20 protein-coding genes are annotated in these 20907 nt (G+C 70.1%); 13 read left to right on the plus strand and 7 right to left on the minus strand.

What is annotated here, in order from left to right; translation table 11 throughout:
• Positions 1–71: 71 nt before the first annotated feature.
• Entirely contained in the window at positions 72–551 is a 480-nt protein-coding gene (locus HS109_07740; GenBank protein ID MBE7522262.1) for a cupin domain-containing protein, read from the plus strand.
• A gap of 93 nt (positions 552–644) precedes the next feature.
• Positions 645–1058 carry a hypothetical protein gene (locus HS109_07745; GenBank protein ID MBE7522263.1) on the plus strand — a complete coding sequence of 138 codons (414 nt, stop codon included), beginning with the start codon at positions 645–647 and terminating at the stop codon, positions 1056–1058.
• Between the two features lie 109 nt (positions 1059–1167).
• Here the strand turns inward: HS109_07745 and dacB are convergent, their stop codons facing one another.
• The 7 genes from dacB to HS109_07780 form a co-directional block, all read right to left on the minus strand.
• Complete coding sequence (gene dacB / locus HS109_07750; protein ID MBE7522264.1) at positions 1168–2604, minus strand: D-alanyl-D-alanine carboxypeptidase/D-alanyl-D-alanine-endopeptidase; 1437 nt, start codon at positions 2602–2604, stop codon at positions 1168–1170.
• Positions 2601–4037 carry an adenosylmethionine--8-amino-7-oxononanoate transaminase gene (locus tag HS109_07755; GenBank protein MBE7522265.1) on the minus strand — a complete coding sequence of 479 codons (1437 nt, stop codon included), beginning with the start codon at positions 4035–4037 and terminating at the stop codon, positions 2601–2603. Before HS109_07755 ends, dacB begins: the two co-directional genes overlap by 4 nt.
• Positions 3952–4938 carry a prolyl aminopeptidase gene (pip, locus tag HS109_07760; GenBank protein MBE7522266.1) on the minus strand — a complete coding sequence of 329 codons (987 nt, stop codon included), beginning with the start codon at positions 4936–4938 and terminating at the stop codon, positions 3952–3954. Before pip ends, HS109_07755 begins: the two co-directional genes overlap by 86 nt.
• 18 nt (positions 4939–4956) lie before the next feature.
• Positions 4957–5361: a carboxymuconolactone decarboxylase family protein gene (locus tag HS109_07765; protein ID MBE7522267.1), complete on the minus strand. Its 405-nt coding sequence runs from the start codon at positions 5359–5361 to the stop codon at positions 4957–4959.
• A gap of 135 nt (positions 5362–5496) precedes the next feature.
• Positions 5497–6354 carry a fumarylacetoacetate hydrolase family protein gene (locus HS109_07770; protein ID MBE7522268.1) on the minus strand — a complete coding sequence of 286 codons (858 nt, stop codon included), beginning with the start codon at positions 6352–6354 and terminating at the stop codon, positions 5497–5499.
• A 58-nt stretch (positions 6355–6412) separates the two neighbouring features.
• The gene (locus tag HS109_07775) at positions 6413–7168 is read right to left on the minus strand and encodes an SDR family oxidoreductase (protein MBE7522269.1); all 756 of its coding nucleotides are present in this window, start codon (positions 7166–7168) and stop codon (positions 6413–6415) included.
• Between the two features lie 32 nt (positions 7169–7200).
• Complete coding sequence (locus tag HS109_07780) at positions 7201–8454, minus strand: mandelate racemase (GenBank protein MBE7522270.1); 1254 nt, start codon at positions 8452–8454, stop codon at positions 7201–7203.
• Positions 8455–8613: 159 nt separating this feature from the next.
• Here HS109_07780 and HS109_07785 point away from each other — a divergent pair, with 159 nt between their 5' ends.
• The 11 genes from HS109_07785 (at position 8614) to HS109_07835 (ending at position 20893) form a co-directional block, all read left to right on the plus strand.
• A complete protein-coding gene (locus tag HS109_07785; protein ID MBE7522271.1) occupies positions 8614–9318 on the plus strand; it encodes a FadR family transcriptional regulator in 705 nt (234 codons plus the stop codon).
• Between the two features lie 34 nt (positions 9319–9352).
• Positions 9353–10378 (plus strand): L-idonate 5-dehydrogenase, encoded by a 1026-nt coding sequence (locus HS109_07790; GenBank protein ID MBE7522272.1) that lies wholly within the window; start codon positions 9353–9355, stop codon positions 10376–10378.
• Between the two features lie 74 nt (positions 10379–10452).
• Positions 10453–11430 carry a sialic acid TRAP transporter substrate-binding protein SiaP gene (locus HS109_07795; protein ID MBE7522273.1) on the plus strand — a complete coding sequence of 326 codons (978 nt, stop codon included), beginning with the start codon at positions 10453–10455 and terminating at the stop codon, positions 11428–11430.
• A gap of 75 nt (positions 11431–11505) precedes the next feature.
• Positions 11506–12090, plus strand: a complete 585-nt coding sequence (locus HS109_07800) for a TRAP transporter small permease (protein ID MBE7522274.1) — start codon at positions 11506–11508, stop codon at positions 12088–12090.
• Between the two features lie 109 nt (positions 12091–12199).
• The gene (locus HS109_07805) at positions 12200–13600 is read left to right on the plus strand and encodes a TRAP transporter large permease (protein ID MBE7522275.1); all 1401 of its coding nucleotides are present in this window, start codon (positions 12200–12202) and stop codon (positions 13598–13600) included.
• 9 nt (positions 13601–13609) lie between these two features.
• Entirely contained in the window at positions 13610–14716 is a 1107-nt protein-coding gene (locus tag HS109_07810) for a mandelate racemase/muconate lactonizing enzyme family protein (GenBank protein ID MBE7522276.1), read from the plus strand.
• 11 nt (positions 14717–14727) lie between these two features.
• Entirely contained in the window at positions 14728–16263 is a 1536-nt protein-coding gene (locus tag HS109_07815) for an altronate dehydratase (GenBank protein MBE7522277.1), read from the plus strand.
• A gap of 80 nt (positions 16264–16343) precedes the next feature.
• Positions 16344–18077 (plus strand): dihydroxy-acid dehydratase, encoded by a 1734-nt coding sequence (locus HS109_07820; GenBank protein ID MBE7522278.1) that lies wholly within the window; start codon positions 16344–16346, stop codon positions 18075–18077.
• A 130-nt stretch (positions 18078–18207) separates the two neighbouring features.
• The gene (locus tag HS109_07825) at positions 18208–19005 is read left to right on the plus strand and encodes a DUF2189 domain-containing protein (GenBank protein ID MBE7522279.1); all 798 of its coding nucleotides are present in this window, start codon (positions 18208–18210) and stop codon (positions 19003–19005) included.
• A 9-nt stretch (positions 19006–19014) separates the two neighbouring features.
• Positions 19015–19224: a DUF2788 domain-containing protein gene (locus HS109_07830; protein MBE7522280.1), complete on the plus strand. Its 210-nt coding sequence runs from the start codon at positions 19015–19017 to the stop codon at positions 19222–19224.
• Between the two features lie 325 nt (positions 19225–19549).
• On the plus strand, positions 19550–20893 hold the full coding sequence (locus HS109_07835; protein ID MBE7522281.1) for a tetratricopeptide repeat protein: 1344 nt from the start codon (positions 19550–19552) through the stop codon (positions 20891–20893).
• Positions 20894–20907: the final 14 nt, after the last annotated feature.

A 20907-nucleotide genomic window follows, 5' to 3' on the forward strand; every position in this document is an offset into this window, starting at 1 on the left:
TCTGCGATTATAGTCGCCGCCGTCCTCCGGCATAGAGGATTCCGCGCCCCGCCTGCGTCATACTTCGTCCGATGAAGCCGCCGGTCCTCCCCGCACTCGATCCGGAACAGGTGCCGCGGCAGCGCGGATCCGGGTATCCGGAGCCGTTCCGCTCGCGGATGGGCGACCGCGCCAAGCGGAGACTCGGCGACGAACTGGGCCTCTCCCGTTTCGGCGTGAACCTGGTCGAACTCCCGCCCGGCGGCCAGTCGGCGCTGCGCCACTGGCATTCGCTCGAGGACGAATTCGTCTGGATGCTCGAAGGCGAGGTGGTCCTCGTGACCGACGCCGGCGAGCAGGTGCTGAGGGCGGGACATTGCGCCGGCTACCCGGCGGGACGGCGCGACGCGCACCACTTCGTCAATCGCGGCACGGAGGTCGCGCGCTACCTCGAAGTCGGCAGCCGGATCGACGGCGACAACGCGTTCTATCCCGACGACGATCTGATGATCGGCGAGGACGAGAACGGCTGGTTCTACGCGCACAAGGACGGCCGGCGCTACCCGAAGTGACCCGGCTCCGGGCCCCTTGACACCGCGCCGGGAGGCCACCATGTTGCGTACCGCGGCCGCGCGGCGTGCCGCAATCGACGACGGAGACTTCCGATGACCGATCCGCTCCCCAACGCAGGCACGACGTCCGGCCCGCCGATCACCGCGGCGCTGGTGGCCTACGCGCTCTTCGGCATCGCCGCGATCACCGGCCTCGTGTCCTCGGGGCTCGTGCACTTCGCGCCGCTCGTCGCGCTGGCCGGCATCATCGGTGTCATCGTCGCGTACGTGAAGCGCGGCGAGGCGCGCGGCACCTGGGTCGAGTCGCACTTCACCTGGCTGATCGGCACGTTCTGGTGGTCGCTCCTGTGGGATGTCGTGGCGATCGTCGTCGGCGTGCTGACGTTCTGGATCCTCGGGCTCGGCATCCTGCTCGCGATCGTCATCCTCGCGGCGACCTCGATCTGGGTCATCTACCGCGTCGTCCGGGGCTATCTCGCGTTCAAGGACAGCCAGCCGGTGCCCTGATCGAGCGTGAACCGCCCGGGCAGCGCGGCGTGGCCGACGTGAGGCCGGCCGGACGCGCCCGCGGCCGGGGTCGCGGTGGACATCGAATCGGCGGGGACGTCGGGCGAGTTCAACGGAGCGGCGCTCGCGTGTAGCCCGCCGCGTGGCGATAGGTCCATTGCACGAGCGCGTCGAGCGCACTCTGGGCGCGGTTGGCGTTGGGATGATTGACGATCGCGACGACGATCCAGCGCCGCCCGCCCGGGTCGATCACGTAGCCGGCGATCGCGCGCACACCCTCGAGCGATCCGGTCTTGAGCAGCGCGTTTCCCGCCACCGAGCCGTTCTGGAACCGGCGCTGCACCGTGCCGTCGATCGCCGCCACGGCGAGCGAACTCGCGAACTCGTCGCGCACCGGGCTCGCGTCGGCGGCGGCGAGCAGCCGCGCGAGATCGCCCGCGGACAGCCGCCCGGCGCGCGACAGCCCCGAGCCGTTCTCGATCACGAGTGAACGCAGCGGCAGGCGCCGCTTCGCGAGCCAGCGGAGCACCGCCTCGCGCGCCTTCTCGAAGGTCGCGGGCGGCGGCATCGTCGCGGCCGCGAGCGTGAGGAACACCTGCTGCGCCATGACGTTGTTCGAGAGCTTGTTGATGTCCCGCACGATCTCGTAGAGCGGCGGCGAGAGGAGCGTCACGAACGGCGTGGCGCCCGGCGGAGGATGACCTTCGCGCACGGCGCCGCCGAACCGGCCGCCGGTGGCGCCGAACGCGGCCATGAACGCGCCATGCACGTAGTTCGGGTGGTCGAGCGGCGCGACGTACCAGTCGCGCGCGCCGCAGTCGCGCGGGTAGCGGCCGGGAAACGACGCCGCTGCCGCGCCCGATTGCAGGATCCACGCGGCCTGCACCGACTCGCGCCAGTTGCCGCAGGGCCCGTCGACCGGCGTCGGCGACTGGCCGATCGCGACCTGCGGCAGCGCCGGGTCGGCCGCGACGCTCACCGACGCGCCCTCGACGCCGGGTTCGAAGCGGAACCGGATCGCCTTGAAGTTCACGAGCAGCGCGTCGGGGCCGACGTTGTAGGGCAGGAGCGGCTCGCCGTCGAACGCTCCGGGATCGTGCGGCGGCAGCCCGAACAGGCTGCGGTCGAGCACGAGGTCGCCGGTGATCTCCGCGAGCCCGGCGTCGCGCAGCGACGCGACGAACGCGTCCCATTGCTCGAGCGTGATCTTCGGGTCGCCGCCCCCGACGAGGACGAGGTTGCCGTCGAGCGTGCCGTCCGCGAGGGTCCCGTCGAGGTAGGCGTCGGTGCGCCAGCGATGGTCGCGGCCGAGCACTTCGAGCGCGGCGAACGTGGTGACGAGCTTCATCACCGAGCCGGGGCTCATCGCCACGTCGGGCTGGTGGGTGAACAGCGGCTTCAACGCGCCGGCTTCCTGCACGACGATCGCCACGCCCGGCATCGGCACGCCGCGCTCGGTGAACGCGCGCGCGATCTCGCGCGGCGGCGCCGCCCACGTCGCGAGCGGGAGCAGGAGCGCCGCCAGCAGGCAGGCGCGCGACCTCACAAGGCGTGGACGACCTCGCCGGTCCGCTCGACCAGCAGCGCGAACTCGTCGTCGGCGATGACGTAGGGGGGCATGAAGTACACGGTCCGGCCGATCGGGCGCAGCAGGATGCCGCGCTCGAGTCCCGCCGTGAGCGCGCGGCGGGCGGCGTCGGGTCTGTCGGCATCGACTTCGAATGCAATGATCATGCCTCGGCGCCTGAAATCGCGGACCTTCGGGTGCGCGGCGAGCGGCGCCGCCAGCGCGTCCCAGCGCGACGCCTTCGCGCGGTTGGCCTCGATCACGTAGTCGTCGCGGAAGACGTCGAGCACCGCGAGCGCGGCGCGACAGGCGAGCGGGTTGCCGGTGTAGGAGTGCGAGTGCAGGAAGGCGCGCGCGACATCGTCGTCGTAGAACGCCTCGTAGATCGCGTCGCTCGCCAGCACGCAGGCGAGCGGCAGGAAGCCGCCGGTGATGCCCTTCGACAGCAGCATGAGGTCGGGCATGATGCCCCCCGCCTCGCAGGCGAACATCGTACCGGTGCGGCCGAAGCCGGTCATGATCTCGTCGGCGATCAGGTGGACGCCGTAGCGGGTGCAAAGCTCACGCGCGCGAGCGAGGTAGCTCGCGTCGTACATCACCATCCCGGCGGCGCCCTGCACCAGCGGCTCGACGATCAGCGCCGCGAGCGATTCGTGGTTCGCGGCGAGACAGGCCTCGAGCGCGTCGCCGGCCTCGCGCGCGACATCGGCAGCCGTGCGCCCGTCGCGCGCCAGGCGGCTGTCCGGCGTCGGCACGATGATCGGCTCGCGCAAGAGCGGCGCGTAGGCGTCGCGGAAGATCGCGACGTCGGTGACCGACAGCGCACCGAGCGTTTCGCCGTGGTAGCTGCCCCGAAGGCACGCGAAGCGGCACTTGCCCGGCCGCCCCGCGTTGCGCCAGGAGTGCGCGCTCATCTTGAGCGCGATCTCGGTGGCGGACGCGCCGTCGGAGGCGAAGAACGCGTGGCCCAGCGTGCCCGGGGCGAGGGCGGCGAGCCGCTCCGCCAGTTCGACCGCCGGACGGTGGGTGAAACCCGCGAGCATCGCGTGCTCGAGTTCGCCGAGTTGCGCCTCGATCGCGGCACGGATGCGCGGCTCGCCGTGGCCGAACAGGTTCACCCACCACGACGACACCGCGTCGAGGATGCGCCTGCCGTCGAAGTCCTCGAGCCAGACGCCGCGCGCGCGCGCGAGGGGCACGAGCGGCAGCGACTCGTGCGCCTTCATCTGCGTGCAGGGGTGCCAGACGGCGGCCAAGCTCCGCGCGACCCAGCGGTCGTTGGAAGACGGCGCGGCGGGTTGCGGGCGCGCGGTCACGAAGCGAAGGTCAGGGCGACAGCCGCCGCCGCAGCCGCTCGACGGCGGCGACGAGTTCCCGCGCGATGCCGGGCTCGCGCACCGAGTGTCCCGCATCGGCCACCATCACGAGTTCGGCCGACGGCCAGGCGCGCGCGAGCGCGTGCGCGGTCGACGGCGGGCAGACGACGTCGTAGCGTCCCTGCACGATCGTGCAGGGGAGGTGCGCGATTCGGTGCAGGTTGCCGAGGAGTTCGCCTCCGGCGAGGAAGCCCTGGTGCACGAAGTAGTGCGCCTCGATGCGCGCGATGGCGAGCGCGACCGTGTCGCTCTCCAGCGCGGGGGGGGCGTCGGTGCGCGGCAGCAGCGTCGAGCAGTCGCTCTCGTAGGCGTCCCACGCCGCGGCCGCGGGACCGTGGACCGCGGGGTCGGGATCGACGAGCCGCCGATGGTAGCTGGCGAGCAGGTCGGAACGCTCGCCGGCGGGCAGGAACGACGCGAAGCGCATGTGCGCCTCGGGGAAGAACCGTCCCATGCCGCGGATGAACCAGTCGATCTCGTCCGCCGACGCGAGGAACACCCCGCGCAGCACGAGGCCGGTCGAACGTTCGGGGAACGCCTCGGCGTAGGCGAGCGCGAGCGTCGATCCCCACGAGCCGCCGAACAGCGCCCATTGCTCGATGCGGCGTTGCGAGCGGAGGCGTTCGAGATCGGCGACGAGGTGCCAGGTCGTGTTGTCGGCGATCTCCGCCACCGGCGTCGAGCGCCCCGCGCCGCGCTGGTCGACGAGCACGATGCGCCAGAACGCCGGGTCGAAGAACCGGCGGTGATGCGGCAGGCACCCGCCGCCCGGCCCGCCGTGCAGGAAGACGATCGGCACACCGTCCGGATTGCCGCACTCCTCCCAGTAGAGCGTGTGCCGCGGATCGACCGAGAGTCGCCCGGACGCGAAGGGCTCGATCTCGGGGAAGAGCGGGTCCGCGCGCTCGACCTCCACCGCCGTACCATCGGGCGTCATCGGCGAATCATCGTCGGGTCAGCGCAGCGGTGCGCGGAAGCGGTCGTCGACATCGATGCGGTAGCCGTTCGCGAGCGCGTTGGTCTGATTCGCCAGCGCGACCACCGCCATCAGCTCGCGGAACTGGGCTTCGCTCATGCCCTTCGCGCGCGCCGCCGCGGTGTGCGAGTGCATGCAGTAGCTGCAGTTGTTGGTCGCCGACACCGCGATGTAGACGAGTTCCTTGACGAGCGGGTCGAGCGCGCCCGGCGCCATCGCCTCCTTCACCGACGACCACACGCGCGCGAGCGTCGGCGGGTCGTTCGCGAGCACGCGCCAGAAGTCGCCGACGAAGTCGGTGGCGCGCGTCGCCCGGATGTCGGCGAACACGGCGCGGGCCTCGGGGCCCAGCGCGGCGTCGTCGAGGGGCGGGAGGAGTGCCATGGCGCAAGTATAGCGAGCCCGTGCCGTGGTCCTCGGGTGCCTCGCCGCGTCGATGGCCGGTCGCGGGCGACGCTCGGAGCGCGCTGGCGCGAGACGGACGGGCGCGACGCTCCCGTCCGTTCGACGGTGGCCCCGCTACCGCCGCAGCTTGAACGGCACGATCCGCTGGGACTGCGTCCCCAGCCCGTCGATCCCCAGCGTGACCGTGTCCCCCGGCTTCAGCCACACCGGCGGCTTCATGCCGAGCGCGACGCCCGGCGGCGTGCCGGTGGTGATGAGGTCGCCCGGCTGCAGCGTCATGTACTTCGAGACATCGGCGACGAGCTTCGCGACACCGAAGATCATCGTGCGCGTGTTGCCGGTCTGCCGCCGCTCGCCGTTCACGTCGAGCCACATCCCGAGGTTCTGCACGTCGCGGATCTCGTCGCGGGTCACGAGCCAGGGGCCGATCGGGCCGAAGGTGTCGCAGCCCTTGCCCTTGCTCCACTGGCCTCCGCCCTTGCGGATCTGGAAGTCGCGCTCCGAGACGTCGTTCATCACGCAGTAGCCGGCCACGTGGCGCAGCGCGTCCTTCTCCTCGACGTAGCGCGCGCGCCGGCCGATGACGATGCCGAGTTCGACCTCGTAGTCGAGCTGGGTCGAATCCCTCGGCTGCATCACCGGGTCGTTCGGGCCGACGATGCAGTCGGTCGTCTTGAAGAACACGATCGGATGCTCGGGAATCGGCGAGCCGGTTTCCTTCGCGTGGTCGATGAAGTTGAGCCCGATCGCGATGAACTTGCCGGAACCGGCGACGCACGCGCCGATCCGCGGCTTGCCCTTCACGAGCGGCAGCTTCTTCGGATCGAGCTTGCGGAGCTTCGCGAGCGAGGCGTCCGACAGCGCGTCGGGGTTGATGTCGGCCACCTTGCGCGACAGGTCGCGCAGCTTGCCGTCGGCGTCGACGAGTCCGGGCTTCTCCTTCCCGGCGGGACCATAGCGTACGAGCTTCATGCCGTCTCCTTTGGTAACCGTACAGGTGCGGGGCGTCCACGCCGCCCCGCTTCGTGGGTCAGATCGTCATGCCGCCGTCGACCGAGTAGCAGTTGCCGGTCGCGAACGCGCTTTCGTCGGAGGCGAGGAACACGACGACCGGCGCGATCTCCTCGGCCGTCGCGAGGCGGCCCACCGGCTGGCGCGCGACGAACATCCTGCGCGCCTCCACCGGATCGGCGAACGCGCCGATGCGCTCGCCGAGCGAGGGCGTGTCCACCGTGCCCGGCGCGATCGAGTTGCAGCGGATGCCCTTCTGCACGAAGTCGGCGGCGACCGCCTTGGTCAGCCCGATCACCGCGGCCTTCGACGCGCCGTAGGCGAAGCGGTTGGGAATGCCCTTGATCGACCCGGCGACGCTCGCCATGTTGATGATGCTGACCCAGCGCCCGGTGGTCCGGTGGTGCTCGAGCATCTTCGGCAACGCCGCCTGGATCGCGATGTACATCGAGCGCACGTTGAGCGCGAAGCTCGCGTCCCAGTCCTTCGGCGTGCAATCGAGCACGCTGCCGTGGTGGACCCACCCGGCGCAGTTGAACATCACGTCGAGCGGCGGCAGCTCGCCCAGCATCCGCCGCACCGCGGCGTCGTCGAGCACGTCGAGCACGCGGGCGTCGATGCCCGGCATGCCCGCCATCGCGGCGACGAGTTTCGGGTTCACGTCGGTGGCGATCACCTTCGCGCCTTCGCGCGCCATCGCGATCGCGGAGGCGTGACCGATGCCCTGTCCGGCGGCGGTCACGAACGCCGTCTTGCCGGCGAGTCGTCCATTCATGGTGTTCGGGTTCCTCGTGGGGGGAAGGCGGGTCAATGGCCGAGCGAGGGAATGCTCGCGTCGGCGGGATCGGCGAAGTCGCGGTTCGGCACGTGCGCGAACCAGCCGGGCCTTCCGGGGTCGCGGTCGTAGGGGTAGCCGCCCAGCTCGCGGAAGAGCTCGTGGTAGCGCGCGAGCTTGTCGCGGTCGAGCTCGACGCCGAGGCCGGGGCCTTCCGGCACGCGGATCGCTCCGCCTGCGTAACGCATCGGTCCGCCGACGATCACGTCGTCGGCGAGGTGGTGGTAGTGGGCGTCCGCCGCGTAGCCCAGGTTCGGCAGCACGGCGCCCAGGTGCAGCATCGTCGCGAGCTGGATGCCGAGTTCGCCCGAGCTGTGCACCGCGACCTGCATGCCGAGCGTCTCGCACACCCCCGCGGCCCTGATGCAGGGCCGGATGCCGCCCCAGAAGGTCGTGTCGAGCAGGATCACGTCGACCGCCCGCGTCATCGCGTTGGCCGCGAGCTGCTCGAAGTTGACGACGATCGTGTTCGTCGCGAGCGGAATGCGCACGAAGTCGCGCAGCGCGCGCATCGGCGCGATGCCGTAGACCGGATCCTCGTAGTAGTCGTTGCGGAGTTCCTCGATCGCCCGGCCGAAGTGCACGGCGTCGTCGAACGACAGCGCGCCGTTCGGGTCGTAGCGCAGCCCTTCGCCGGGCAGCGCCTGCGCGACCGCGCGGTAGCAGGCGAGCTCGTGCGCGGGCGCGAACACGCCGCCCTTGAGCTTGTGCGAGGTGAAGCCGTGCTTCGCCTTCAGTTCGCGCGCGTGCGCGACGAGTTGCTCCGGCGTTCGCACCTCGCCGCGGCCGGTGGCCGGGTTCGCGTAGCGGAAGAAGAGGTAGCTCGCGAAGGCGACGCGGTCGTGGAGCCGTCCACCGAGGAAATCGCACACCGGGATGCCGAGCTTCTTCCCGATGATGTCGAGGCAGGCGAACTCGATCGCCGCGTGCAGTTGCGTGCGGTTGTTGTAGAGGGAGGCGGTCGGATTGCAGATCTTGAGGCGCAGCGCCTCGAGCGCGAACGCGTCGTGGCCGGCGAGCGTGCCCTCGAGCGCGGCGAACGCGCGCGTCGCGTCCTCGCCGCCTCCGCCCATCTCGCCCAGGCCCACGTAGCCGTCGGCGGTCTCGACCTCGACGATCGTGCGCACGAAGCGGCCCCAGTGCGCGCCGTTGCTGTGGCGCAGCGGGGCCTCGAGCGGGACCGTGACCGGCGTGGCGCGGATGCGGGCGATCGTCGTGGCGGACATGAGGTGTCGCGGACGCGGGCCGCCGTGAGCGGTCCGGGGTGCGCATTGTAGCCCGCGTCAGGCCGAATTGGTAATACCGGTTGACCAGTTTGCGGGGACGGTCTAGCCTTCACGACCGACCGCTCGGCCACCGGGCCGGTCGCCCCGAACCGCCTTCGCATGCCTTTCCAGAGTATCGAGCCCCGCCGGCTGTACCGGCAGATCGCCGACCAGATTCGCGGCCTCATCCGGTCGGGCGAGTTTCCGCCGGGCTCGCGGCTGCCGCCCGAACGCGACCTTGCGAAGCAGCTCGGCGTGTCGCGGCCGTCGGTGCGCGAGGCGCTGATCGCACTCGAGGTCGAGGGCCTGGTCGAGGTGCGCATCGGCTCGGGCATCTACGTGCTCGCACCGGGCGGCGCGGGCGACGTGCCGGCGGCGAACGACGCGACCGCGGGACCGTTCGAACTGTTGCGCGCGCGCTACGTGATCGAAGGCGAGTGCGCTGCGCTCGCGGCGAAGTCCGCGCGCAAGGCGCAGGTCGCGGCGATCGAGGACTCGATCGACGAGATGGAGCGCGAGCGGCGCGAGGGCCGTCAGCCGTTGGCGTCCGACCGCGTGTTCCACCTCCGCATCGCCGAGGCCACCGGCAACGGCGCGCTGGTCCAGGTCGTGAAGCTCCTGTGGGACGAGCGCACCGGCCCGCTCTACCAGCAACTGGAGCACCACTACGACTCGCCGGAACTGTGGGTCGCGGCGATGGCCGAGCACCGGACGGTGCTGAAGGCGATCGCGACGCGCGACCCGGCCGGCGCGCGTGCCGCCATGCAGCGGCACTTGAACCAGGCCTACAAGCGGTTCAGCAAGGGCTGGGACGCGCTGCAGTAGCGCGATCCGCCGCCGCGAACCCGGAGGACGAACGATGCTCGCCGCCCGCATCCACGCGAAAGAAGACCTGCGCATCGACGCGATGCCCGAGCCGTCGCCGGGGCCGGGCGAAGTGCTGCTCCGGCTCGGCGCAGGCGGCATCTGCGGGTCGGACCTCCACTACTACCAGGACGGGCGCAACGGCAGCTTCGTGGTGCGCGAACCGCTGATTCCCGGGCACGAGGCGTCCGCGATCGTCGAGGCGGTCGGGGAGGGCGTCACGCGCGTCAAGCCGGGCGACAAGGTCGCGGTCTCGCCGTCGCACGCCTGCGGACGCTGCGAAGGCTGCCGCGAGGGCCGCGAGCAGCTCTGCTCCGCGATGCGCTTCCTCGGCAGCGCGAGCGTGTTTCCGCATGCGCAGGGGATGTTCCGCGAGCGGTTCGTGCTGGGCGAGCGCCAGTGCTACCCGGTGGCGGGTGACGTGACGCTGGGCGAACTCGCGTTCGCGGAGCCGCTCGCCGTCGGCCTCCACGCGGTGAACCGCGGCGGACCGCTCCTGGGCAAGTCGGTGCTCGTCACCGGCGCGGGGACGATCGGATGCCTGACCGTGATGGCGGCGCGGCTCGCCGGGGCGAGCAAGGTCACGGTGAGCGACGTCCTCGACCGCCCGCTCGCGCAGGCGCTCCGCGTGGGCGCCGACGTCGCCGTTCGCGCGGATCGCGAGGGCGCGAGGCTCGCCGCGCCGCAGTTCGACGTCTGCTTCGAGGTGTCCGGCAACTTCCGGGCGCTCGTCACCTGCGTCGGCGCGGTGAAGCGCGGCGGCGCCGTCGTGCAGGTCGGCACGCTGCCGCACGAGCCGCTGCCGTTCGTCGTCAACGAGGTGATGGCGAAGGAGATCGACCTGCGCGGCGCGTTCCGCTGGGGCATCGAGTTCGACTGGGCCGTCGAGACGCTGTCCTCGCGCCGGGTCGACGTCGGCCCGCTGCTTTCGGGGCAGTACCCTCTGAAGGACGCGGTGGCCGCGTTCGCGGCCGCGGCGGACAAGCATCGCAGCACCAAGGTGCAGGTGGTCTGCGCCTGATCGAACGAAGCACCGTAGCGTCGTCCAACACCGGCGCGCGGGCACGCGCGACCGACCCATCGTCAGGAGGAAGCATGTCATTCCAGTTCAGGTCGAAGTTGGCGCTCATCGCCGTGGCGGCGATCGTCGCGAGCGGCCCGGCGGCCGCGCAGCAGAAACTCAAGTGGGCGCACGTCTACGAGACCTCGGAGCCGTATCACACCGAATCGGTGTGGGCGGCGGCCGAGATCAAGAAGCGCACCAACGGCAAGTTCGACATCGAGGTGTTCCCCGCGTCGTCGCTCGGCAAGGAGACCGACATCAACCAGGGGCTGGCGCTCGGCACGGTCGACATGATCATCAGCGGCCCGTCGTTCGCCGCGCGCAGCTACCCGCGCCTGGGCATCGCCTACTACCCGTTCATCTTCCGCGACGCCGACCACCTGCTCGCCTACTCGAAGAGCCCGGTGTTCGCCGAGATGGTCGAGGAGTTCCGCAAGAAGACCGGCATCCAGATGACCGCGTACACGTACTACGGCGCGCGCCACGTGACCGCGCAGAAGCCGTTCACCGACTGCGCCGGCATGAAGGGACTGAAGATCCGCGTGCCCGACGTCCCGAGCTACATGGCGACGCCGAAGGCCTGCGGCGCGAACCCGACGCCGATCGCGTTCGCGGAGGTCTACCTCGCGCTGCAGACCGGCACGGTGGACGCACAGGAGAACCCGCTGACGACGATCGAGGCGAAGAAGTTCTACGAGGTCCAGAAGGCGATCATGCTGACCGGCCACATCGTCGACGGGCTCACCACGCAGATCGCGCCCCACGTCTGGAACAAGCTCACTCCGCAGGAGAAGCAGATCTTCACCGAGGTCACCCGCGAAGCCGCCGCCCGGGCCACCGCGCAGATCAAGAAGCGTGAAGGGCAGCTGGTCGACGAGTTCAAGAAGAAGGGTCTCGCCGTCACTCCGGTGAACCGGCAGAGCTTCGTCGATGCGGTGCTGAAGACCTCGACGCCGGAGTCGATGGGCTTCTCGCGCTCCGACTACGACAAGATCGTCGCCATCAAGTAGGCATCGCGGCGGCGGCGTGGGACGCGCACCGGCGCGCCCCGCGTCGCCGCCGGCACTGCGCGGGAGGAACATGCGATGAACGACCCGACGCCCGCGTCGACGACGGGAACGCCCGTCCTCGACGACGAGGGCCACTTCCACGCGACCGACGCCCCGATCGACCTCGGCCACTACGTGATCGAGGACTGGGTGTCGCTCGCCTTCTTCTGGCTGCTCGGCCTGTGCGTGTTCTACCAGTTCTTCACCCGGTACGCGCTCAACGATTCCGCGTCCTGGACCGAGGAGATCTCGCGCTACCTCCTCATCTGCACGGTGTTCATCGGCATCGCCGCCGCGACGCGGCGCACGCGGCACATCCACGTCGACTTCGTCTACCGCCTCATCCCGGCGAAGCTCGGGCGCATCCTGTCCACGACCATCGACGTCCTGCGGGTCGCGTTCTTCGCGATCTGCGTCGTGCTGACCATCGAGATGATGGGTCGGATGGGCAGCCTGCAGATGACGATCATCGACCTCCCGATGAACATCATCTACGGCGTCTGCGTCGTCGCGTTCGCGGCTGCCGCGATCCGCGCGGTCCAGGTCATGATCGAGAACTGGCGGCGCGGATGGTCGGTGCTCGAGCGGCCGGAGATGCTGATCGAGGAGACCATAGAATGACGTCCCCCCCGACACGTGCTTCGCGCGCCTCCCCCCCACGGGGGGCGCGCGCCTCGGGGCGGCCCGTCGGCGCGCTGGTCCGCCTTCGTTGCGACACGCGGGGCAGGCGATGAGCGCGCTGTTGACGTCGTTCCTCGCGCTGATGGTGAGCGGAATCCCGGTCGCCATCGCGATGGCGGGCTCCGCGCTCGTCTACATCTGGATCACCGGCAACACGCCGTCGATGGTCGTCGTGCACCGGATGATCAGCGGGATCGACAGCTTTCCGCTGCTGGCGGTGCCGTTCTTCATCCTCGCCGGCAACCTGATGAACAACGCCGGCATCACCAACCGCATCTACAACTTCGCGCTCGCGCTGGTCGGCTGGATGAAGGGTGGCCTGGGCCACGTCAACATCCTGGGCTCGGTGATCTTCGCCGGCATGTCGGGCACCGCGATCGCCGACGCCGCCGGTCTCGGCACGATCGAGATCAAGGCGATGCGCGACCACGGCTACTCGAAGGAGTTCGCGGTCGGCGTCACCGCGGCGTCGGCGACGCTCGGGCCGATCATTCCGCCGTCGCTGCCGTTCGTGATCTACGGGATGGTCGCCAACGTGTCGATCGGCCAGCTCTTCCTGGCGGGCATCGTTCCCGGCCTGGTGATGACGGCCGCGATGATGGCAACGGTGGCGTACTTCGCCCACAAGAACAACTGGGGCGCCGACATCAAGTTCCACTGGCCGCGCGTCGGCAAGGCGGCGGTCGAACTCGTCGTCGTGGTCGCCTGGCCGGTGTCGATCTGGCTCCTCATCAAGGCGGGCCTCAATCCGGCGCTCGCGGTCGCGGTGTCGATGGTCGCGCTGTTCGCCGCCGACTGGAAGTGGAAGTTCGAGGCGGTGCTGCCGATCATCACGCCGATCCTCCTGATCGGCGGAATGGTGACCGGCATCTTCACGCCGACCGAGGGCGCGGTGGCCGCGTCGCTGTGGGCGCTCTTCCTCGGTCTCGTCTGGTACCGCACGCTGCCGTTCAAGCTCCTGATCAAGGTCTCGATGGACACCGTCGAGACCACGGCGACCGTGCTCTTCATCGTCGCCGCCGCGTCGATCTTCGGCTGGCTCCTGACGGCCACGCGCGTCACCGACGCCGTCACCGCCTGGACGCTGTCGTTCACGCACACGCCGTGGGTGTTCCTGCTGCTCGTCAATCTGCTGCTGCTCTTCATCGGCTGCTTCCTCGAGCCGACCGCGGCGATCCTGATCGCGGTCCCGGTGCTGATGCCGGTGGTCCAGCAGCTCGGCATCGACCCGGTGCATTTCGGCCTCATCGTCGTGCTGAACCTGATGATCGGCCTGCTGCACCCGCCGATGGGCATCGTCCTGTTCGTCCTGGCGCGCGTGGCGCGAATGTCGCTCGAACGCACGACGGTGGCGATCCTGCCGTGGCTCGTGCCGCTGCTCCTGTGCCTGCTGCTGCTCACCTACGTGCCGGCCATCTCGCTGTGGTTGCCGACGCTGTTCTATCGATAGGATCCCGCGATGGCGACCATCGAGCACGTCGAGATCCTGCAGGTCGACCTGCCGCCGAAGGTGGTGCGCACCGACGCGATCCAGTCGTTCGTCAAACAGGAGACGCCGATCGTGCGCATCACCTGCGACGACGGCGCGGTCGGCACCGGCTACTCCTACACGATCGGCACCGGCGGATCGTCGGTCGTCGCGCTGCTGCGCGACCACCTGGCGCCGCGGCTCCTCGGTCGCGACCCGGCGGAGGTCGAACGGCTGTGGAAGGACCTCTTCTTCCACACCCATGCGACCGCGGTGGGAGCGATCACCGCGCTCGCGCTCGCCGCGATCGACACCGCGCTCTGGGACCTGAAGTGCCGCCGGGCGAACGAGCCGCTGTGGAAATGCGCCGGCGGCGCGAAGGACGCGATCCCGGTCTACACGACCGAGGGCGGATGGCTGCACCACTCTCAGGCGCAGATCGTCGACGAGGCGCGCGAGGCCAAGGCGCAGGGCTTCCTCGGCGCCAAGTTCAAGGTCGGCAAGCCGTCGATCGCCGAGGACGTCCGCCGGCTCGCGGCGGTGCGCGAGGCGGTGGGCGACGCCTTCGAGGTCATGGTCGACGCGAACCAAGCGTTCACCGTGTCCGAGGCGCTGCGCCGCGCGCACGCGTACGCACCGCTCGGCCTCGCCTGGTTCGAGGAGCCGCTGCCGGCGGAGGACCTCGGCGGACACGTCGAACTCGCGGCGAAGGCGCCGATGCCCATCGCGGTCGGCGAGTCGATCTACCATCCGTCGCACTTCCGCGAATATCTGGAGCGCGGCGCCTGCTCGATCGTGCAGGTCGACTGCGCGCGCATCGGCGGCATCACGCCCTGGCTCAAGGTCGCGCACCTCGCGGAGGCGTTCAACGTGGCGGTGTGCCCGCACTTCCTGATGGAGCTCCACGTCTCGCTGGTCGCCGCGGTGCCCAACGGCGCGTGGGTCGAGTACATTCCCCAGCTCGACGCGATCACGTCCTCGCGCATGCAGGTGCGCGACGGCCACGCGCTGGCGCCGTCGGCGCCGGGCCTCGGCATCGAGTGGGACGGCGCCGCGATCGACCGCCTCGCGGTCGCGCGCGCGTCCGTGCGCTCGTAGAGGAGTCTGCGATGCTCGAGCAAGCCTCGCTCACGATCCGGTTGCATCCGGACGACGACGTCGTCATCGCGCGCCAGCAGCTCGTCGGCGGCACGCGCCTGATCGACGAGAACGTGACGGTCGCGGGCCTCGTGCCCCCCGCGCACAAGGTCGCCACGCGCGCGCTGGCGAAAGGCGCGCCGGTCCGGCGCTACAACCAGGTGATCGGCTTCGCCTCGCGCGACATCGCGCCGGGCGAGCACGTGCATCTCCACAATCTCGCGATGGGGAGCTTCGACCGCGACTACGCGTTCGGGGCCGACGCGACGCCGACGCGCTACGTCGACCGCCCGGCGACGTACCAGGGCATCGTCCGCGCCGACGGGCGGGTCGCGACGCGCAACTACCTCGGCATCCTGTCCACGGTGAATTGCTCGGCGACCGTCGCGCGGGCGATCGCGGACACCGTCACGCGCGGCGCGCTCGCGAACGGCGATGGCCGATTCGCGAACGTCGACGGCGTCGTCGCGCTGACCCACGGCTCGGGCTGCGGGATGGACACGCACGGCGATGGCATGAAGCTCCTGCGGCGCACGCTCGCGGGTTACGCCCGCCACGCCAACTTCGCCGGCGTGCTGATCGTCGGGCTCGGCTGCGAGGCGAACCAGATCAGCTCGCTCCTCGGCGCGACCGGGCTCGCGGAAGGCCCGCTGATGCGCACGTTCAGCATCCAGGACACCGGCGGCACCGCGAAGACGGTGGCGCGCGGCGTCGCGATGATCGAGGAGATGCTGCCGCACGCGAACGCGGTCAAGCGGGAGACCGTCGCCGCGTCGAACATCGTCGTCGGGCTCCAATGCGGCGGTTCGGACGGCTACTCGGGCATCACCGCCAACCCGGCGTTGGGCGCCGCGGTCGATCTTCTGGTGCGCCACGGCGGCACCGCGATCCTGTCCGAGACGCCCGAGATCTACGGCGCCGAGCATCTGCTGACCCGGCGCGCGGTGTCGCGCGCGGTCGGCGAGAAGCTCGTCGGGCGCATCCGCTGGTGGGAGGCGTACACCGCGCGCGAGGAAGGCGAGATGAACAACAACCCGTCGCCGGGCAACAAGGCCGGCGGACTCACCACGATCCTCGAGAAGAGCCTGGGCGCGGTCGCGAAGGGCGGCACGACCAATCTCGTCGACGTCTACGAGTACGCGGAGCCGGTGACCGCGAAGGGCTTCGTCTACATGGACACGCCGGGCTACGACCCGGTGTCCGCGACCGGACAAGTCGCTGGCGGCGCGAACCTCATCTGCTTCACGACCGGGCGCGGCTCGGCCTACGGCTGCGCGCCGTCGCCTTCGCTCAAGATCTCGACCAACACCCCGCTGTGGGTGAAGCAGGAAGAGGACATGGATCTCAACGCCGGCGAGATCGCCGACGGCAACGCGACGATCGAAGGCGTGGGCGAGAAGCTCTTCGAGCTGATGCTCGCGACCTGCTCCGGCCAGCGGACGAAGAGCGAGATCCACGGCTACGGGCAGAACGAGTTCGTGCCGTGGTACGTGGGTGCGGTCATGTAGTTGCCTGCGCCGCGGCCCCGACCGCGGCGGTGCGCCGGCGCGGCGCGCATCCGGCGAATCCAACCAGGGAATCCGATCCGATGAAGAAGCCGAAGACGTCCCCACGGAAGCTCCGTTCCGAAGGCTGGTTCAACAGCGGCGACCGCGACGATTTCGTCCACCGCTCGTGGATGAAGAACCAGGGCTTCCCGCACGACCTCTTCATCGGCAGGCCGGTGGTCGGCATCTGCAACACCTGGTCCGAGGTGACGCCGTGCAACGCGCATTTCCGCGAACTGGCCGAGCACATCAAGTACGGCGTGCTCGAGGCCGGCGGGTTCCCGCTCGAATTCCCGGTGATGAGCCTGGGCGAGCCGGTGATGCGTCCGACCGCGATGCTCTACCGCAACCAGGCGTCGATGGACGTCGAGGAGTCGATCCGCGCGAACCCGTTCGACGGCGTCGTGCTGATGATGGGCTGCGACAAGACGACGCCGTCGCTCCTGATGGGTGCGGCGTCCTGCGACCTGCCGACGATCGGGATCTCCGGCGGTCCGATGCTGAACGGCAAGTTCCGCGGGCAGGACGTCGGGTCCGGCACCCTGACCTGGCAGTTGACGGCGATGCTGAAGACCGGCGAGTTCAAGGAGGAGGACATGCCGGAGGCCGAAGCCTGCCAATCGCGCTCGGCCGGCCATTGCATGACGATGGGGACCGCGTCGACGATGGCGTCGATGGTCGAGTCGCTCGGCATGGCGCTGCCGACCAATGCCGCGATTCCCGCGGTCGATTCGCGACGCAAGGTGCTCTGTCGCCTGACCGGGAGGCGCATCGTCGAGATGGTGCGCGAGGACCTGCGCATGTCGAAGATCCTCACGCGCGAGGCGTTCGAGAACGCGATCATGGTGAACGGCGCGATCGGTGGATCGACCAACGCCGTCGTGCACCTCTTGGCGATCGCGGGCCGCATCGGCGTGAAGATGACGCTCGACGACTGGGATAGGCTCGGCCGCGAGATCCCCTGCCTCGTCAACCTGATGCCGTCGGGCCGCTACCTGATGGAGGATTTCTACTACGCGGGCGGACTGCCGGTCGTGATCCGCGAACTGGAGCGGTACATCCACAAGAAGGCGCTCACCGTCAACGGCCGGTCGATCTGGGACAACTGCCGCGAGGCGAAGAACTACAACGAGGCCGTCATCACGCCGATCGGCAAGCCGTTCAAGCCGCAAGGCGGCATCGCGGTGCTGCGCGGCAATCTCGCGCCGACCGGCGCGGTGCTGAAGCCCTCCGCCGCGACCCCGAAGCTCATGCGGCACAAGGGCCGCGCCGTCGTGTTCAGCGACATCGACGATCTGCACCGCCGCATCGACGACCCGAAGCTCGACGTGAAGGCCGACGACATCCTGGTGCTGCAGAACTGCGGGCCGAAGGGCTACCCCGGCTTCCCCGAGGTCGGCAACTTCGCGCTGCCGGCGAAGCTCCTCAAGCAAGGCGTGACCGACATGGTGCGCATCTCGGACGCGCGCATGTCGGGCACCGCGTACGGCACCGTCGTGTTGCACACCTCGCCCGAGGCCGCCGTCGGCGGCCCGCTCGCGCTGGTGCAGACCGGAGACACGATCGAACTCGACGTCGCCAAGCGCAAGCTGGTGCTGCACGTGTCCGATGCCGAGCTCGCCAAGCGCCGCGCGAAGTGGAAGGCACCGAAGCCGCACACCGAGCGCGGCTGGGTCCGCCTCTACTGCGACACCGTGCAGCAGGCCGATCAGGGCGTCGATCTCGACTTCCTCGTAGGCGGGTCGGGAGCCCCGGTGGGCCGTCCGAGTCACTGACCGCGCCAGCGGGGCTTGGCCCCGTTGTTCATCAATGGGGTCACGCATCAATGGGGTCAGACTCCATTGATCGGGTGCCAGATCTCTCGGGTTTCAATGGAGTCTGACCCCATTGAGCGATTTGCCGACGATGCCCCCACCCAGCCACCTGGATTCCGTCCACGACGACGATGCCCTGCCGGTTCGCGCGGTGCCGGTCGGCGCGCCGTTCCGCTGGCTCGCGGAGGGCTGGAGCGACTTCACGCGCGCGTTCGGCCCGAGCCTCTTCCACGGACTCGTCGTCACCTTCGCCGGCCTCGCGATCGCGGCGATCGCGCTGCGATTCTGGCCGATCCTGCCCGGCGCGTTCTCGGGGTTCGTGCTGATCGCCCCGATCCTCGCGACCGGCCTCTACGAAATCTCGCGGCGGCTCGACCGCGGCGAACGGCCCAACCTCGCGCAGGCGATCGACGCATGGAAGCGCGGCACTCGTCCGCTCGTCTGGATGGGCGTGGGACTCGCGTCGGCGGCGACCGCCTGGGTGCTCGTGTCGGCGGTCTTCGTCGCGATCTTCGTGAAGCAGCCGATCGTCGGTCTCGACGGCTTCCTGCGCCACGTCGTGCTCTCCGAGAGCTCGAACCTGTTCTGGCTGTGGATCCTCGCCGGCGGCCTCGGCGCCGCGGCGGTGTTCGCGCTCACCGTCGTGTCGGTTCCGTTGCTCCTCGACCGTCGCATCGATCTCTCTGCCGCGCTTCTCACCAGCCTGCGCGCGGTGGGCGCGAACCCGGTCGCGATGGCGCTGTGGGCCGCGATCATCATGGTCCTCACCGCGCTGTCGATCGCGACGCTCTTCGCGGGATTCACGATCACGATCCCGGTGATCGGGCACGCGAGCTGGCGCGCGTACCGCGCCACCGTCGACTCCGACGGCGCGCCGCCGCGCGAGTGAGTCGACGCCGTGTTCGGCCTCACCGAGGAGCAGATCACCGAGTTCGGGATGACGTTCGGCGTCGGGGCGTTGATGCTCTACATGCTGTTCATCATCATCGACCTCGCGCGGAAATCGAAGGCCGGGAAGCTCGGCACCTTCGTGCTGCTCTTCGTGCTCGCGTTCGGGATGATCGGGTTCGTCGCCAAGTCGATCATCGCCAGGATCCTCGGCATCTGACCGGGCGCTCCCCGCGGCGCCCGAGCTACGGCGCGGGATCGTGCGCGGGCGCGCGTCCTCGTGACAGGTTCGAGGGATCGCCGCGAGTACGACAACGCGGCCGAATATTCGCCCTCCGGTGAGCGAGGATTCGTGCGCGAGAGCCGCCCTGGTCGGGTCGGCTTGCCGCATCATGTCACCGGCAGGGCTGCAAGGACGCCAGCCACGAGCGCGCGGTCCGGATGCGCGATCGCCGCGTCCGGACGATGCCCCGACGGCCACCGCACGCGCCACCGGCGCCGGGCAGGGCCGATCCACACAGACCCGATTCCAAGAGGCAACGACCATGAAGCATCACGACGCGCGCGGCGTCCCGGTGAGCCAAGGCTCGCCGGAGGCGCTCGCCCACTACGAGACCGCGGTTCGCCAGTTGCAGAGCTATGTCGGCGACCCGATCGCCACGCTCGACCTCGCGGTCGCCGCGTCGCCCGACTTCGTCGCGGGTCATGCGACGAAGGCGCTCGCGCTCGCCACCTTCGCCGAGCGCCAGTTCGCGCCCGCGATCGAGCAGTCGATCGACCAGGCGCAGAAGCACGCGTCGCATGCGAACGCGCGGGAGCAGGGCCTCATCTCCGCGGCCCGGCAGTTCGCGGGCGGTTCGTGGCACGAAGGGTGCCGCACGATCGACGCGGTGCTCGCCGACTTCCCGCGCGACGCCGTGGCCCTGCAGGTCGGCCACCTGTTCGACTTCTATCGCGGCGACGCGCTGAACCTGCGCAACCGTGTCGCGCGCGTGCTGCCGCACTGGTCGCGCGAGGTTCCCGGCTACTCGTACGTGCTCGGCATGCACGCGTTCGGGCTCGAGGAGATGAACCAGTATCCCGAGGCCGAGGACGTCGCGCGCGCCGCGCTCGCGATCGAGCCCGCGGACGGCTGGGCGGTGCACGCAGCGACGCACGTGATGGAGATGCAGGGGCGCATCGACGACGGCGTCGACTGGCTCCGGTCGCGCGAGCGCGACTGGGCGCCGGACAACGGCTTCGCGTTCCACAACTACTGGCACCTCGCGCTCTTCCACCTCGACGCGGGCGCGCACGCCGAGGTGCTCGCGCTCTACGACGGTTCGATCCATCCCGGCCCGGCACCGATGCTGCTCGCGCTCGTCGACGCCACCGCGCTCCTGTGGCGCCTGAAGCTCGAAGGCGCGGACGTCGGGGGCCGCTTCGAGGGTGTCGCCGACGAGTGGGAGGCGAAGCTCGACGGCGAGGGCGGGTTCTACGCGTTCAACGACCTGCACGCCGCGCTCGCGTTCTCCGCGGCCGGCCGCGCGGGCGCGCTCGATCGCCTCGTCAGCCGCATGGTGAAGGCCGCCGAAGGCCAGGACACGAACGCGGCGATGACGCGCGACGTCGGCCTGCCGCTCGCGCGCGCCGTGGCGGCGTACGGCCGAGGACGCCACGACGAGGCCGTCGACCTCATGCTGCCGGTGCGCGACATCGCGCATCGCTTCGGCGGGAGCCATGCGCAGCGCGACGTGATCACGCTGACGCTGATCGACGCGGCGTGGCGTGCCAGGCGCACGTCGCTCGCACGCCACGTCCTCGCCGAGCGGCTCGTCGCGAAGCCCGACGGACGGTGGGGGCGGAGGATCCTCGCGCGGATCGGCGCGCCGCCGCCGGCCGTGCACTGATCCGCTCCGAGGCG

The organism is Burkholderiales bacterium (assembly GCA_015075645.1).
In the GTDB taxonomy this organism is placed as follows: Bacteria; Pseudomonadota; Gammaproteobacteria; order Burkholderiales; family Casimicrobiaceae; genus VBCG01.